Genomic DNA, 14,914 nt, shown 5'->3' with positions numbered 1-14,914 from the left:
AGAACACCCATGGCTGCCTCCCAAATGACAGCCTTGAATCTGATTTGCATGCCCTGGGGAATCCCAAGAGTCCACACTTCCTAGGCCAGCATGCCGGCAACAGCTCCGCTCGACATCGTCGCGAGCGTGCCCGACACGATCGATCTCGGCGCAAGTTCCACGATTTCCGAGCGCCTTTCGGGCGCCATCACAGTCATGCCCCCGATCATGATCCCGGCGCTGCCGAAATTGGCGAAACCGCACAGCGCATAGGTCATGATCATCTTCGAGCGCGCGCTCAGCGCGTCGGGAGGCAACCGCGCAAGGTCGAGATAGGCGGCGAACTCGTTCACGACGGTCTTTGTCGCCATCAGGCCCGCTGCCGTGTCGAGTTCGTTCGCTCCGATACCGATGGCCCACAGCAGCGGTTTGAATACGAGCCCGAAAAGCTGTTGCAGCGTAATCGCGCCGCCGCCCGGATAGGGAATGAGGCCCAGCCCGGCATTGACGAGATGGACGAGCGCCACGAAGACGATCAGCATCGCGATGATACTGGCGACGAGGAAAATGCCGTCGGTCGTGCCGCGCGTGATCGATTCGAGGGCGCTAGACGGCGGGTCGCTCTGTTCGAGCACGGCAGGCTCGCGCGCGCCTGCCTTGAACGGCACCATGATCGCGGCGATGGCGAGCGCGGCGGGCGTCGAAATCACGGAGGCGATGAGGATGTTGCCGAGCGCGCCCGGAATGACGGGGCCGAGCAGCGACGCATAGATCACCATCATGGTGCCGGCCACGCCCGCCATGCCGCAACTCATGAGCGCAAAAAGCTCGCCGCGCGACATCCGGCTGAGATAGGCGCGCACCAGAAGCGGCGCTTCCACCATGCCGACGAAAATGTGGACCGCCGCGCCGAGACCGAGCGCGCCACCGATGCCGAGTGTGTTTCGCAGGATAAAGGCGAAGCCGCCGACGATACGCTGGAGGATGCCGAGATAGAGCATGAGGCTCGCAAGCGCGCTGATGACGAGCACGAGCGGAAACGCCTTGAAAGCCAGAACGAAACTCGCGCCCGGCGTCACTTCGCTGAAGGGCAGGGGCGCGCCGCCGAGATAGCCGAAAACGAGCGCGGTCCCGGCGTCGGTCGCGGTCTGGAGAGTTCCGACGGCGTCGTTCAGGGTCGCGAAAACGGCGGTCGCCGGCGGAAACTCGATGCACAGCACGGCGAGGGCTATTTGAAGCGCTATGCCGCCCGCGACGACGCGGAGGGGAAGACGCCAGCGATCCTCGCTAAGGCACCAGGCCACGGCCAGAAGCGTGGCAAGGCCCGCCAATCCATGCGCTACTTGCAAAATGCAGCCCCCGGCTTTTCCGGCTCGGTCCGCCGGACCGCGACGGCAATCCCGTGAAGGCCGCGCTTCGATCTCGATTACACATTTGCGATTGCGGCGCAATCTTGTCCGAGCATTCCCGGGCACCTCCTCGCAACGCGCTCGGTATCTAGCGAGTTGACGGCGGTCGACACGGGGTTCATCATCCGCTCGCCCGAGATGAGGAAGCCGGTGAAATTCCGGCGCGGTCGCGCCACTGTTAACGGTCCCCGAGCCGTGAGTCAGACCCTCAAATTCTCGGCGTCATAACTCGAACGGGACGCGCAATCCCAAGGAGATATCATGACCGACATCGCCCACCGGCACGACGTCGCTGACGTGCCGAACCTTGTCATTCCGCTCAGCAGCATTCTTCCGTGGGCCATCTTCGGCGGCCTGATCGCGCTCCTTGCGATCTATTTCGTAGGCGCCGAACAGGGCGCGGTGGCGATCTTCGACGGGATGATGGTGCATGAAGCCGTCCATGACGCCCGCCATCTGCTTGGCTTCCCCTGCCACTGACGTCGGAGCGAAAATCACATGGCTGGTTCCTATCTCGCGCGCGGCATGCTCGCCGGGCTTCTCGCCGCGCTCGTCACTTTCCTTTTTGCCTATACGGTCGGCGAACCGCCGGTCGATCAGGCCATTGCCTTTGAAGAACAGACCGCCAAGGCCGAGGCGGCGGCCAAAGAGGCACGCGGTGAGCCTGCTGCCGCAGAAGAACCCGAACTCGTGAGCCGCAAGGTCCAGAGTACGGCGGGGCTTCTCACCGGCCTCGTCGTGTTCGGAACCGCGCTCGGCGGGCTGTTCGGCATCGCCAACGCCTTCGCTCAGGGCCGTCTGGGGCGGCTCAGCCCGCGCGCGACGGCGGCTTTCCTCGCGCTGGCGGGCTTTATCGTGCTCTATCTCGTGCCGCAGATGAAATATCCCGCCAACCCGCCCGCCGTGGGTTCGCCGGAAACGATCGGAATTCGCACGGCGCTCTATTTCGGCATGATGGCTCTCTCGCTCGCAGTGGCGTTTGCCTCTCTGAGCCTCGGCAAGATCTTCGCTCATCGCCTCGGAGCGTGGAACGGTGCGCTTGTCGGCCTTGGCGTTTACGCGCTGGCCGTCATCGTTGCTCTGGAAGCGCTTCCCACTATCCAGGAAGTGCCGGAAAACTTCTCGGCGCAGACGCTGTGGCAGTTCCGGGCCGCGTCGATAGGAACGCAGGCGCTCGTCTGGACATTGATCGGCGCGTTTTTCGGGCTTTTCGCTGAACGCACCGTCGCCGGACGAATCGCGGCGAAGCCCGTGGCTGCATGAGGCGCATCGCCGATTACGGGGCGCTTCTGATGGCCGGGCTCGTCCCGGCCATTGTCTTTCTCGCGGCGGCGCCGGTCGCCGAGGCCCATCGAAAAAGCATCGGACCGACCGGGGGCATCTCCATCGAGAGCATCCCGCATGGGCAGATGGCTGTGATCGCGCGTCATCGCCCCGCGATTTTCGCGCTCGCCGACGCTCAGGTGAAGCCCGACGAAAAGCTCTGGCGTCTGCGCAACTATGCGGAAATCCAGTTTACAGCCTGCCTGTGGGGGCTCGCACCGTCGGCTCTCACCGACGAGGAAAGCCCCTTCAACGAATGCAGCCACGCCTATCTCGCGGCGACCATGGCCCTCCTCTCGCATATGGCGAGCCGGGACGGTGGGCGCGCGGAAACGAAGGCGCTCGCGGCGAGGGTCGAGCGCGATCTGCTGCTCGATGGAACCGGCGCGCTCTGCCAATGGTCCGGCGAGCCTTACAATACGGCCGATGTCGTCTGGCCCGACCTATCCGCCATTCCTCGCCATGCGCCGACCGCGCTTGCTGCTGCGGGCATGATGGCGGCTCTCACCGGCGGTGCCTGGGGATTGATGCGGCTGCTTCGGCGCATCGCGTCGAGGGATGGGGCCTGAAGCCTGTTTTTCGCGTCGACGTTCGGTGAAGGGAGATAGTGGAGCGCCTCCGTTTCGATGGAGACGCCCCGTTTTGAGTGCGGCTACGCCGGATGCGCGCCGGTGCGAACGATGGTACCGACATGCTCGCCGCGCAGCGCTGCGGTGAGCCGCCCCGGCACGAGCCCGTTCACGATCTGCACGCGCTCGATGTGACGCGCGGTCGCCATCACCTCAAGCAGCGCGCGGTCGAACGGAAGTGTGCCCTCGTGCTTCGCGAGATCGGCGGCGCTCGTCTCCTTCAGGAGCTTCGCGCTTTTCCCGTCGGGGCCGTTCGGGTCGGTGGTGCAAACCCCGTCCACATCCTCCACGATCGTGAGGCCAGCCGCGCCGAGCGCGTCGGCAAGCAGGAACGCGCCCGTGTCGGCCCGATGGGGCGGAATGCGCGAGCCCGGAAACTCGTGGTTATGATAGGGCGGGAAGGCGCTGCCCACCACCGCACGGGCGGCCGAAAGGTGGATGGCGAGCTGGTCGGCGACGGTCGGATGCTCGATATAGGAGACGCCCTCGGGCGCGAGCAGCGACGCGAGGATGTGGCCGTTCTGGCCCGCCTCGCTTGCGGCGAGTGGCGCAAGAGAGCCGACCGGAAGACCGAGGTCCAGCCCCACGCCATAGAGATGGCGCGCACGGATACCGGCGCCGGTCAGGATCAGGAGACGATGCTCCGGCAGCAGTTTCCGCAACTCGTCCACGATGGGCAGGATCGCCTCGTGGCCGCGGTCCAGGATAGAGCGGCCGCCGATCTTGACGACCTGCAGCCACGGCAGGATGCGGATCGGGCGCACGCCCGCGACGGGGGCGGTAAGCTGGCCGTCGAGGAGCGTCTGGCGCGCGAGCGGCGAGGCGACGTGTTTGATGGTGTTGGCAGACATTTCAGTGATCCCTTAGCTCGCAGTGATGATGGTGCCGACGTGTTCGCCGGCGAGGGCGCGCGTCAGGTTGCCGGCGACGAGGCCGTTGATGACCTGTACCTCGCGAACGTGCTTCGCCGATTTGAGCAGGTCGAGCATCGGGAATTCGAGGATCGAGTCGTGCAGCCCCTTGGCCTTCATCTCGTCGACCGATATCTTCGGGATGAAGGTGGCGTTCTTCGAAGTCTTCGGGTTTTCGGTGTAAAGGCCGTTTTCGTCCTTGACGAAGATCATCGCTTTCGTTCCGAACTGCTCGGCAACGAGGAAGCAACCTGCGTCGGTGCGATACGGCGGAATGACGGTATCGGCGGCAGGGCGCACCCATAGCCCGTAGGGCGGCATGCCCGAGAACACGACGGCGTTCACCTCGGCCAGGTAGAGCGGCACAGCCGAGAGCCCCGCGTTGCTGACCGTGGAAATGCCATGCTTGGCGAGAAGTTGCCCGATCATTTCGGCGTTCTGGCTCGCGACCGATGCGCCGAGCTGTGAAAGCACGCCAGCCGGAAGGTTGAGCCCCGCCGCGATCGAATAGAGGTGACGCGCGCGCGTGCCGGCGCCTGTGCCGATCAGCAGCTTGTGCGCCTTGCGGACAGCCACGATTTCTTCGACAAGCGGATAGACTGCCGAGCGGCCCCGGTCGATGACGCTCTGTCCGCCGATCTTGATCACGGTGGCTTCGGGCAGAATCCGGTAATCTGCCGCCTTCTCCGCCGCAGCTAGAAGCTCCGGGTCGGTCAGCGAGCGCTGCATGAGGAGCGTCTCAAGCTCTGATGTCGTATTGGCCATTGGGGTGCCTTTTCGTAGTTTCTATGTATTTCCGCTTTTGCTTTGCCTGGGGTGATATGATATTTGGCACCGCTTCAGCAATATCCGAAAATAGTGCGTATTCCACGGCGTCTGGAAGAAACAGCAAAGAAGATCAAAATTCAGCGCGTTTCATCAATCGTTCGCATCAGGCGGCAGGCGAATTCAACATTCCATTGAACAGGAAGTTTCATCGGGAGAGCGATTTGCGCCTTAAGTGCCGACAGGGCCTTGTTTCTGCTGGTAAAATGCGATCCGGTCCGTTCGGGGCGGTGCACGCACAAAGAGACGTGATGGCCTGAAGGGAAGCCAGACCGTTTCACCCTGCGGAATCGCGCGTTTTGTGGTATTATTTTCCGCATCCGAACTTTTCGCACAGAAGCCATGTCCGACTTTCTGACCACCCGTGAACTCGCCGTGCTGCTGCGGGTGAAAGAGCGCAAGGTTTACGAGCTTGCGGCCGCTGGAACGCTGCCGGTTCGGCGCGTGACCGGAAAGCTCCTGTTTCCGCGCGAGGAAATAGAAACATGGCTCGGCACCAGAAGCGGCGAGACCCCCGTCATGGCTTCGGTCAATGGCAAGGAAGCCGGCAGGCCCGCTGTGGTTGTTGGCAGCCACGATCCTCTGCTGGAATGGGCATTACGGGAATCGCGCTCGGGCATCGCGACATTTCTCGACGGTGCGCTCGACGGCCTCGACCGCGCGGCGGCCGGCGAGTGCGTCGCCGCCGGATTGCATATTCCGGAGGGGTCCGGCTGGAATGTCGCCTCGGTCGCAGATCGCTTCGGCAAGGAACCGTGGGTGTTGATCGAATGGGCCCGGCGCACGCGCGGGCTTGTCATGCGGACCGATCTTGCGAGGAAGCCTCGCTCATTGCGCGATGCGAAGGGGCTCCGACTTCTCTGCCGCCAGCCGGAAGCGGGAAGCGAGCTGATTTTCAGCCAGCTCCTCGCTTGCGAAAAGCTGCGACCGCAAGACTTCAACCTCGTTGGGATGGAGCGGTCGGAATCCGATCTTGTTTCAGCCATCGCGGCGAACCGGGCCGACATCGGTCTCGGACTGGCTGCCTCAGCCCGGCAATTCGGCCTCGACTTTGTGCCGCTGGTGAATGAGCGGTTCGACCTGCTCATCTGGCGCAAGGCGTATTTCGATCAGCCTTTTCAGAAATTTGTGAAGTTTTGCGCACTTCCCGCGTTCCATGCGAAAGCCGAAGACCTCGGCGGCTACGACATATCCGGCTTCGGGACGGTTCACTTCAACGGAAGCTGAGCGCCGGCAAGGTCAGCCTCGCAGCAGGGGTGGCGTGCCGAGCAATTTTCCGCGATCAACCCGGTTTTCCGAAAAGGGGAGCGAATGAAAAGTCCGCCTCTCCAATGCTCGGTCCTGAGTATCCTGTTCCAAAAATAAGTTAAATATTAGCATGACGATAGATATCGAAACCGGCGTTTGCCAATTTCTTGGCAAAAATGCGCTGGATGCAAGATGCGTGCGCTCATATAAATTCATCTATACCCGTTGCCGCCGGGCGTGGTCCGGCCTTCCGGTCCGTTATTCCGCCAGACACCATAAAAGCTGGAGCAATTCTTTGCCAAGAACGCCCTTCGCTGCAGTGATCGCATTTGCGGTCCTCGCCTTCTCGACACCAACCTTCGCGCAGACGACGATCTTCAACGTCTCCTACGATGTGACGCGCGAGCTTTACAAGGAGATCAACCCCGCGTTCGAGGCCGACTGGAAGGCGAAGAGCGGAGAAGCTGTCACGGTGAAACAGTCGCATGGCGGGTCGAGCAAGCAGGCGCTTTCCGTCCTCAATGGCCTCGAAGCCGACGTCGTTACCATGAACCAGTCTCCCGACATCGACGTCATCGCCGACAAGGGCATCATCGCCAAGGATTGGCGCGACCGCTTCCCGTTCAAGGCCAGCCCCTATACGACAACCACCGTTTTCGTCGTGCGCAAGGGGAACCCGAAAGCCATCAAGGACTGGGACGACCTGACGAAAAAAGGGCTTCAGGTCATTGTGCCGAACCCGAAGACTTCGGGTAATGGCCGCTATACGTATCTCTCGGCATGGGGCTATTCTCTCCAGAAAGGCGGGGATGCCGCTGCCGCGAAGGATTTCGTCACGCGGCTGTTCGCGAACGTGCCCGTGCTCGACGGCGGCGGACGCGGTGCGACGACGACCTTCACGCAGAACCAGATCGGCGATGTGCTGATCACCTTCGAGAGCGAAGCCCTGGCGCTCGCCCGAGAGATCGGCGAGGACAAGTTCGACATCGTGTATCCGTCGATCAGCATCGAGGCGGAGCCGCCGGTGGCGGTCGTCGATTCGGTCGTCGACAGGCGCGGCACGCGGAAGCAAGCGACGGCCTATCTCGAATTCCTGTTCTCACCGCAGGGGCAGGAGATCATCGCGAACCGCGATTTTCGGCCGCGCGATGCAGAGGTCGCCGCGAAACATGCGAGCCGTTTCCCGGCGCTGAAAACATTCACGGTGGAGGGGCTTCTCGGCGGCTGGGAAAAAGCACAGAAAGAGCACTTCGGCGAAGGCGGCGTCTTCGATCAGATCTTCCAGAAGTAGATAGGGACGAGGGCAGACAGGAGGCTCGCTTCTCCGCCCTCGAAAAACACCCGCGCGCAGAAGCGCTTTTACTCCTCCAGTACGACGGCGCACGAGCGCGCGGCGACATGCACGCACTGCCCGGGCTCGATATCGAGCGACGCGGTTGTCAGCACCTCGAAAGTCGTCTCGCCCACGCGCACGAATGCCGACGCGTCGTGGCCCTTGAACACGAGGCTCGCGACGGTGGCGGGCACGCCTTCGCCACCTTCGGGCGCAATGCGGATCGATTCGGGGCGCAGCGACAGCCGCACGGGGCCGCTTGCGGGCCGGTCGAGGCTCACGCGCCCGAGCGGCGTTTCGGCACTCGCCCCGCTCGCGACGCCATCGAGGAGATTGGTCGAACCGAGAAAGGCCGCGACGAAGGCGTTAGCCGGGCGAAAATAGAGATCCTTCGGCAGCCCCGTCTGTTCGATGCGCCCCTGGCGGAGCACGGTGATGCGGTCGGCGAAGGACAACGCTTCCTCGCGGTCGTGGGTGACGAACAGAATGCCGAGGCCGCTCGCCTTCAGGATGTCGCGGATCTCGCGCCGGGTCGTCTCGCGCAAGGAGGCGTCGAGATTGGAAAACGGCTCGTCGAGAAGGATGGCGCGCGGGCCCGCCGCGAAGGTCCGCGCGAGCGCAACGCGCTGCTGCTGTCCGCCCGACAATTCGTCGGGAAAGCGGTTTTCGAAGCCTTCAAGGCGAACCATGCGCAGGAATGGTGCGGTCCCTGCCGTCCGACGGGAGACATTCGCATATTTCAGCGCGAATGCCACGTTTTGCGCCGTGGTCAGATGCGGAAACAACGCATAGTCTTGGAAGACGATGCCGATGCCGCGCGCTTCGGGCTTGAGCGTGTCGATGCGGCGCTGCCCCAGATGAACGGACCCTTCGTCCGCCGTCTCGAAACCGGCGACGATGCGAAGAAGCGTGGACTTGCCGCAGCCGGACGGCCCGATCAGAGCATGGATCTCGCCTTCGCGAAGGTCGAGCGAAACGTCCTTGAGCGCCGCCATATCGCCGAAGCGCTTCGAAACACCCTCGATGCGAAGGAAAGGGCGGTCGGTGTTCGCGGGATGTGTCACGGGTGATTTCTTTCGGAACGGAGCATCAGCGCAACGGAGATCGCGGAAAAGGCGATCATGAGCGCGGCATAGGGCGCGGCCTCGTAGAGCATGCCCTCATGCGTGCGGCTGAAAACGTTCATCGCCATGGTGGTGAAGCCGGAGGGTGCGAGAAGAAGCGTGATCGGCAGTTCTTTCGCCACCACGATAAAGACGAAGATCGCGCCGGCCAGCACGCTTCGCGAGAGCGCCGGGAGCGTGACGTGGCGAAAGGCGGCGGGCGCGGAATAGCCGAAAGAACGCGCGCTTTCCTCGACGCGCGGGCCGATTTGCAGGAGGCGGACGCGCACGGGGCCGACGGCGAGCGCGGCAGTGTGCAGCGCGAGAGCAATTATAAGGACCGCGAGCGTCTGGTAGAAGACCGGCACGACGGCGAGCGTGAAGAAAACCGTTGCGAGCGCAAAGGGAAGCGCGGGCACGGCATAGCCGAAATACGTCATGCGCTCGATGCCGTAGGTCAGCCGCGAAGGCCAGCGCGTTGCGACAAGCGCCACCGGCACCGCGATGGCGACGGCGAGCGCGGCGGCCGGAAGGGCTACTGAAAGCGTACCGAGCACCGTGGCGGGCACCTTGGTCCAGTCCACATCGGCGGGGGCGCGCGAGAGCCAGAAGGCTATGACGAGCGCCGGAACGCCGAGCGAGACGAGGTGAACCAGACCTGCGAAGCCGACCGCAAGCCACCGCCATCGCCCGAGCACCAAGACAGGAGCATTCCGGCGCGTTCCGGTGCCGGTCCGGGCGAGGCGACGCTCCCGGTTCAAGGCACCTTCAAGCACAAGAAAGGCTGCGGCGATCGCAAGCAGCATCAGCGCGAGCCAGGCGGCATAATTCACCTCGAACGCATTGGCGTACTGGCTGAAGATCGCGGACGAAAGCACGTCGTAGCGCATCAAGGCAATCGCGCCATAATCGCCGAGCGTATAGAGCGCAACGACGAGCCAGGCCGACAGGAGGGCGGGTCGCAGGTGCGGCAGCGTCACCGACAGGAAAGCGGCGCGCGGCGAACGGCCCAGGCTGCGAGCCGTTTCCTCAAGCGCCGGATCGAGGCCGAGAAGCGCCGCGCGGACGTTCAGGAAGACGTAAGGGAAGGTGTAGAGCGAGAGCGCCAGCGCCGCGCCGAACAGCCCCTCCGGGCGCGCAAGGCGCAGGCCGAAGAACGCGTTGAGCGGTCCGTAATAGCCGGACAGCCCGATCAGCGCGTAGGCCATGACGTAGCCCGGAATGGCAAGCGGCAGCGTGGCGAGGATGGTGATCGCCCGCTTCGCCGGGATGTCCGTGCGCGTGACGAGAAGCGCGAGCGGTAAGGCTATCGCCGTCGCGAGAACGAGCACCGAGCCGACGAGGGCGAGCGTATTGAGCGTGACCTCCAGCGTGAAGGGCCTGAGCACGATCGCGGCAAGTTCGGTACGCTCCGTCGCGCCGGCCCTGACAACCAGATAGACGAGCGGAATGAACATCATGCTGCCCGCCACGATGGCGGGCAGCATGAGAAAAAGAGGTGGCTTTCGCCCGGTCGCGCCGCGACGGCCGAAAACCTTGATCCATGGCGCCGGACGCCCGGCGAGGGCTCGCTGCCGCGCGGTCATTTCGCCTGATCGCGGGTGTTGCGCGTCCCGTTTGCCGTTTCCGTCCGGAGTTTCATTGTTACAAGAGGCCGAGTTCGGTCAGGAGCTTCTTGGTGGCGCTGACGTCGCCGAGCTTTTCCAGCGGAACGTTGGGCGCGTAATCCTTCGGCGTTGCGAGAGGGCCGGTCAGTGTCGGGTTCGGGATGACGCCCTTGATGACCGGATACTCGCCGACGGCGCTTGCGAAATGCTGCTGCACGGCGGGGCTCAGGAAGAACTCCAGAAGCTTTGCAGCGTTCTCCTTGTTCTTGCTCGTTTCGACGATACCCGCGCCGGATACGAACAAGAGATTGCCGATATCGCCCTTGTCGAAGAATGTCTGCGCCACCGGAACCTTCGCATCGCGCGCCACGAAGCGTGTGAGGTAATAGGAGTTGACGAGGCCCGCATCGATCTCGCCATCGGCGACGGCCTGCACGATGGCGACATTGTTGGCGTAGGTCTTCGCGCCGTTATCGACGAGTCCCTTGACGAAAGCCTTCGCCTTTTCCTCGCCTTCCTGAACGCGCAGCGCCGTCAGGAAGGCCTGAAAGCTTGCGTTCTTGGGCGAATAGCCGACCTTGCCCTTCCATTCCGGCTTCGTCAGGTCGAACACGGATTTCGGCAGCTGGTCGGCTTTGACGCGCTCCTTCGAGTAGACGAGCGTGCGGGCGCGGCCGGACGTGGCGAGCCATTTCGGATCGTTGCTGCGGAACTCAGGCAGCGCGGTTTCCGACAGCGCCTTCGGCGCGTCGGCGAAAAGCGTGCGGTTTTCGATCAGCGCGCCCGCATCCTGCGCGAGGAATACATCGGCGGGCGATTTCGCGCCTTCTTCCTTCAGAAGCGCGGACAGCTCCGCGGTGGAGCCGTAACGCGCCTTGACCTTGATTCCCGTCTGCTCCTCGAAAATCTTGAAGACGGGACCGGCAAAGCTTTCGCCGCGACCGGAATACACGGTCAGTTCCTGCGCCTTGGCAGCGAATCCTAAAATAATCGTCGCGATTGAAAGCGCGCCGGCAAAAATAGTTTTTCTCATGGTGGCTTCCCGTGTCCTTTTCTGCATGTAGCCTCGCATTTAAGGCAAACTCATCGAAACGGCAAGTCTTCCAAATTACTGGATAATATAGAAGTACAATAATTCTAAATTGATGCCCGCTAACTCTCGCTGATTCTGATATCGATATATACTGAGACCGTCGCCTGACGTATCGCGAGATACTTCACCTCTTTATCAAATTAGGCGGAAGTGTGTCGATTCTGGCGCATTTATAAGGCATCCCAGATTCCTGGCGGCTCTCGCTTTCATTGCGTCATGCGTTCCGGCTTGCAGTGCGGGGAAGGGCGATGAAGCCGCCAGCGCCGGGATCGAGTCGCAATCCGCTCCCTCGCGCCGTGTTGTCGGGCGCGCAACAAACCGAGTATCCCGAGGCGTAACCCGGTTATGGCGTTTGGTGCGATTTTGTCAGATGTGGTTGGGTGCGCGAAAGCCTGTCGCACGAGGCTAAAGATGGAGGCCACGCCCGGAATCGAACCGGGGTGCGCGGATTTGCAGTCCGATGCGTCACCACTCCGCCACGTGGCCTCTGCCTGACTTGGTAGCATGATCGTCGGCGCATGAAAAGTGTCCATGCAATGCGTTTTCGTGCCTCTGTTCACGTGCGCCATTTTTTGTTACCCATCGCAGCGCAAGGAACTTTCGGGGCACGGCAGACGATGAATTTTGCAACGGCGCGGCTTCACATGGTCGAATCGCAAATCAGGCCGAATGGGGTGCGCGACCCTCTCATACTGGATGCGTTCGCCTCGCTGCCGCGCGAGCTGTTCGTTCCCGAGAATCGCCAGCAGCTCGCCTATATCGACGAGGGTTTGCTCGCCGTCGAAGCCGAGGGCGATGAACCCGCGCGCTATCTTCTGCAGCCGATGGTGCTCGCAAGGCTCCTTGAGGCGGCGGAGCCTTCCCGCGAAGACCACGTGCTCGACGTCGGCGGGGCCACGGGCTACAGCGCGGCGATCCTCTCGCGCATCGCTGCCAAGGTCGACGCGCTCGAAACGTCGGCTGCGCTGGCCGATGCCATGAAGAAGCGCTTGTCCCTTCTGGGGGCAAGCAACGTCGGCGTTCACGCGGGTGCGCTCGAAAAAGGTGTGCCCTCGCAAAAGCCGTTCAGCCTCATCGTCGTCAATGGTGCGGTGGCGGAGGAGCCGAAGGCCCTGTTCGACCAGCTTGCCGATGGTGGACGGCTCGTTGCGATTGTGCGCCGGGGCTGGCTCGGCCGCGCGTGGCTTTATGAGAAAAGCGGCGACGTCGTTTCCGGGCGCCCGCTGTTCGATGCGTCGGCAGACTACCTTCCGGGCTTCGAACCACAGCCGCAATTCACGTTCTAGCGTGCCCCAGAAGCTGGAGCGGTTCTGTCAAGACGCACGATAAAGCGGAGAGATAAAGCGCGCCTTGATGGAATCAAAAGGCTGCGGTGCTGCGTTTTCGGCTGCGAACGCTTCTTCCCGGAATCGGAAGGCGCTATGAGAATCAAAAAGGCGCTGTGAGTTTTGGCAAAACCGGCGCCTTCCATGCAGTTCATTTCGAAACCAGACTGCGTTTTGGGAATCAACCTGGATTGCGGGTTGATAATCAGGCCTCAAGCCCTGAACGAATCGTTCCGATATTCCGTGCAATTGTAAGGATACGTCGCAAGATCTTCGCAGAGCGTAACGTATTGTCACAGAATTATCGTCGCTGCGGCAACTTAGCAACGGGCCCACGCAAAAACCTCCGAAAAGCACTGGTGACGAGCCGATTTTACTTTTGCTTATGCCTTCTCATGGATAGCTTTCCGCAGGCACATGCTCTGTGCCGCGTTGACGATGTGGTGCATGCGTTGGTGCGGGTTCGAACAACGGAAGCAGTCCATGCCGTTAAGAAGTTTTTCCTCCCGTTTTGTCAGAGCTTCCAGGACGCTTTGCTCGGCCTTGGCCTTGAGCATTGCGCTGGGAGGTCCTGTCAGCGCCGAGAGCCTTAAGGAAGCGTTGACCGCCGCTTATCTATACAACCCGACGCTGAAGGCGGCGAGGGCTCAACTGCGTGCGACGGACAACCAGGTCGCGCGCGCGAAGTCGGGATACAGGCCCCGCGTCAGCGCCACGCTTCAGGCAGGCCGCGCCGATACGCGCACGCGGTATCAAAGCAGTGGTTTCGGTGCGGACCAAAATATTGCTTTGTGCGCCACGGATTGCACTGACGGGAGAGTGAACGGCAGCATTCCAATCAGTGTGTTCGATAGCTCGCAGGCTTCGAACGGCCTCTACAATCCCCGCACTGCGCAGATCGCCGTGCAGCAGAACGTGTTCGACGGTTTTCGCACCTACAACAACGTCAAGGGCGCCGAGGCTTCCGTAGAGGCGGGCCGCGAGGACGTGCGCAATTCCGAGCAGACGATGCTTCTGAACGCGGCAACCGCCTATATGGACGTGGTGCGCGATCAGGCAATCGTGAACCTCCGCCAGAACAATGTCCGAGTTCTGGCCGAACAACTGCGCGCGACCGAGGACCGCTTCAAGGTGGGCGAGGTGACGCGCACCGACGTGGCGCAGGCCCAGTCCGGTCTCGCCCAGTCGCAAGCGGATCTGTCCATCGCTCAGGGCACGCTTTACGGCGACCAGGCCCGATTCGCGCAGTATATCGGCCATCCGCCGGGAACGCTGCGCGATCCGGGTCCGGCGACCAATCTGCTTCCCAAGACGCTCGACGAGGCAATCGCTGTCGCGCAGTCCGAGAACCCGCTCATTCTCTCCGCCCTCTTTCGCGAGCGCGCCCAGCAGCATCAGGTCAAGCAGGTGAAGGGCGAACTCCTGCCCCAGCTTACCGTCGAGGCGAGCTATACGAAGGGCGCGCAGACGCAGAGTCCGCTGATCAACCAGTATGACGATGCGCGCATCGTCGGCAGTCTCAACATTCCGATCTACGAGGGCGGCGAAGTTTCGGCCCGTATCCGCGCCGAGATCGAGACGCTGTCCCAGCGCCGCCAGCAGATCGACGAAGCACGCGAAATCGCTCGCCAGCAGGTCAGTTCGGCCTGGGGTCTTCTGATCGCCGCGAAAGGCAACGTCGCCGCCGGTGAGGCGGCAGTCGAGGCGACAAGAATCGCGCTTCAGGGCGTGCGCGAGGAAGAGCGCGTCGGCCAGCGCACGCTGCTCGACGTGCTGAATTCTGAGCAGCAGAACCTGAATGCGCAGGTCAATCTCGTGTCCTACCGCCGCGACCTCGTCGTGGCGTCGTACTCCGTGCTTTCGGGCATGGGACGCCTCACGGCCTCCGATATCTCGCTTCAGGCGGAACTTTACGATCCAACCCGCTATTACGCCCAGGTCAAGGATGCGTGGTATGGCTGGGGTGCGTCTGTTGAAAGTCAGGAAGATCCGCGCGTCGTTCCCGTCGAGGATCCGGGGCTTCTTCCGGGGCAGGATTCGGCCGATGGCCCTGCTTATACCCAAAAACTGCCGCAAATCCCGTGAAACCGGTGGCGAAGCCTTTCCGATGACACTAGCCTGATGCGGCT

General features: G+C 62.5%; 13 protein-coding genes, 1 tRNA gene and 1 riboswitch. Of the genes, 7 read left to right on the top strand and 7 right to left on the bottom strand.

All coding sequences use genetic code 11. From position 1 onward, the window contains the following. Positions 1-80: 80 nt before the first annotated feature. The gene (locus tag QM659_RS13395) at positions 81-1,328 is read right to left on the bottom strand and encodes a NupC/NupG family nucleoside CNT transporter (protein ID WP_415188784.1); all 1,248 of its coding nucleotides are present in this window, start codon (positions 1,326-1,328) and stop codon (positions 81-83) included. Positions 1,329-1,496: 168 nt separating this feature from the next. Then, positions 1,497-1,617, top strand: a riboswitch (cobalamin riboswitch). A 32-nt stretch (positions 1,618-1,649) separates the two neighbouring features. Between QM659_RS13395 and QM659_RS13390 the strand changes: the two genes are divergently transcribed. Genes QM659_RS13390 through QM659_RS13380 form a run of 3 tightly spaced genes read left to right on the top strand, consistent with a single transcriptional unit; the run spans position 1,650 to position 3,280 of the window. After that, positions 1,650-1,868: a CbtB domain-containing protein gene (locus tag QM659_RS13390; RefSeq protein WP_127076830.1), complete on the top strand. Its 219-nt coding sequence runs from the start codon at positions 1,650-1,652 to the stop codon at positions 1,866-1,868. A gap of 18 nt (positions 1,869-1,886) precedes the next feature. Continuing rightward, positions 1,887-2,651, top strand: a complete 765-nt coding sequence (locus QM659_RS13385; protein ID WP_415188783.1) for a CbtA family protein — start codon at positions 1,887-1,889, stop codon at positions 2,649-2,651. Next, positions 2,648-3,280, top strand: a complete 633-nt coding sequence (locus tag QM659_RS13380) for a hypothetical protein (RefSeq protein ID WP_415188782.1) — start codon at positions 2,648-2,650, stop codon at positions 3,278-3,280. Before QM659_RS13385 ends, QM659_RS13380 begins: the two co-directional genes overlap by 4 nt. An 83-nt stretch (positions 3,281-3,363) precedes the next feature. Here the strand turns inward: QM659_RS13380 and QM659_RS13375 are convergent, their stop codons facing one another. Together QM659_RS13375 and QM659_RS13370 are read right to left on the bottom strand one after the other, a co-directional pair. After that, positions 3,364-4,191: a molybdenum storage protein subunit alpha gene (locus QM659_RS13375; protein ID WP_415188781.1), complete on the bottom strand. Its 828-nt coding sequence runs from the start codon at positions 4,189-4,191 to the stop codon at positions 3,364-3,366. A 12-nt stretch (positions 4,192-4,203) separates the two neighbouring features. Then, positions 4,204-5,016 carry a uridine kinase gene (locus QM659_RS13370; protein WP_415188780.1) on the bottom strand — a complete coding sequence of 271 codons (813 nt, stop codon included), beginning with the start codon at positions 5,014-5,016 and terminating at the stop codon, positions 4,204-4,206. Between the two features lie 402 nt (positions 5,017-5,418). Here QM659_RS13370 and QM659_RS13365 point away from each other — a divergent pair, with 402 nt between their 5' ends. After that, positions 5,419-6,303, top strand: coding sequence for a substrate-binding domain-containing protein (locus tag QM659_RS13365; protein WP_415188779.1), 885 nt, complete (start codon positions 5,419-5,421; stop codon positions 6,301-6,303). Positions 6,304-6,643: 340 nt separating this feature from the next. Continuing rightward, a complete protein-coding gene (locus QM659_RS13360; protein WP_415188778.1) occupies positions 6,644-7,615 on the top strand; it encodes a sulfate ABC transporter substrate-binding protein in 972 nt (323 codons plus the stop codon). Between the two features lie 68 nt (positions 7,616-7,683). Here QM659_RS13360 and QM659_RS13355 read toward each other — a convergent pair whose 3' ends face one another. The 4 genes from QM659_RS13355 to QM659_RS13340 all read right to left on the bottom strand — a co-directional run bounded on the left by QM659_RS13355 (position 7,684) and on the right by QM659_RS13340 (position 11,946). Further along, a complete protein-coding gene (locus QM659_RS13355; RefSeq protein ID WP_415188777.1) occupies positions 7,684-8,721 on the bottom strand; it encodes an ABC transporter ATP-binding protein in 1,038 nt (345 codons plus the stop codon). Next, the gene (locus tag QM659_RS13350; RefSeq protein WP_415188776.1) at positions 8,718-10,346 is read right to left on the bottom strand and encodes an ABC transporter permease; all 1,629 of its coding nucleotides are present in this window, start codon (positions 10,344-10,346) and stop codon (positions 8,718-8,720) included. The genes QM659_RS13355 and QM659_RS13350 overlap by 4 nt, the downstream gene beginning before the upstream one ends. Before the next feature lie 58 nt (positions 10,347-10,404). After that, positions 10,405-11,400, bottom strand: a complete 996-nt coding sequence (locus QM659_RS13345; protein WP_415188775.1) for an iron ABC transporter substrate-binding protein — start codon at positions 11,398-11,400, stop codon at positions 10,405-10,407. Between the two features lie 472 nt (positions 11,401-11,872). Further along, a tRNA-Cys gene (locus QM659_RS13340) sits at positions 11,873-11,946 on the bottom strand. Between the two features lie 131 nt (positions 11,947-12,077). On the opposite strand from QM659_RS13340, the gene QM659_RS13335 reads away from it, so the two are divergent. Together QM659_RS13335 and QM659_RS13330 are read left to right on the top strand one after the other, a co-directional pair. Further along, positions 12,078-12,746 carry a protein-L-isoaspartate O-methyltransferase family protein gene (locus QM659_RS13335; RefSeq protein ID WP_415188774.1) on the top strand — a complete coding sequence of 223 codons (669 nt, stop codon included), beginning with the start codon at positions 12,078-12,080 and terminating at the stop codon, positions 12,744-12,746. Between the two features lie 456 nt (positions 12,747-13,202). Next, entirely contained in the window at positions 13,203-14,870 is a 1,668-nt protein-coding gene (locus QM659_RS13330) for a TolC family outer membrane protein (protein ID WP_415188773.1), read from the top strand. Positions 14,871-14,914: the final 44 nt, after the last annotated feature.

The organism is Rhodomicrobium sp., assembly GCF_047605405.1.
Taxonomy (GTDB): Bacteria; Pseudomonadota; Alphaproteobacteria; order Rhizobiales; family Rhodomicrobiaceae; genus Rhodomicrobium; species Rhodomicrobium lacus.
Note: the sequence above shows the minus strand (reverse complement) of the source record. Positions and strands in the feature narration are given on the sequence as shown.

Bases quoted from the DNA above. Each gene is read 5' to 3' on its own strand.
- QM659_RS13390 (WP_127076830.1), top strand. From the start codon at position 1,650: ATGACCGACATCGCCCACCGGCACGACGTCGCTGACGTGCCGAACCTT.
- QM659_RS13385 (WP_415188783.1), top strand. From the start codon at position 1,887: ATGGCTGGTTCCTATCTCGCGCGCGGCATGCTCGCCGGGCTTCTCGCC.
- QM659_RS13380 (WP_415188782.1), top strand. From the start codon at position 2,648: ATGAGGCGCATCGCCGATTACGGGGCGCTTCTGATGGCCGGGCTCGTC.
- QM659_RS13375 (WP_415188781.1), bottom strand. From the start codon at position 4,191: ATGTCTGCCAACACCATCAAACACGTCGCCTCGCCGCTCGCGCGCCAG.
- QM659_RS13370 (WP_415188780.1), bottom strand. From the start codon at position 5,016: ATGGCCAATACGACATCAGAGCTTGAGACGCTCCTCATGCAGCGCTCG.
- QM659_RS13365 (WP_415188779.1), top strand. From the start codon at position 5,419: ATGTCCGACTTTCTGACCACCCGTGAACTCGCCGTGCTGCTGCGGGTG.
- QM659_RS13350 (WP_415188776.1), bottom strand. From the start codon at position 10,346: ATGACCGCGCGGCAGCGAGCCCTCGCCGGGCGTCCGGCGCCATGGATC.
- QM659_RS13345 (WP_415188775.1), bottom strand. From the start codon at position 11,400: ATGAGAAAAACTATTTTTGCCGGCGCGCTTTCAATCGCGACGATTATT.
- QM659_RS13335 (WP_415188774.1), top strand. From the start codon at position 12,078: ATGAATTTTGCAACGGCGCGGCTTCACATGGTCGAATCGCAAATCAGG.
- QM659_RS13330 (WP_415188773.1), top strand. From the start codon at position 13,203: ATGCTCTGTGCCGCGTTGACGATGTGGTGCATGCGTTGGTGCGGGTTC.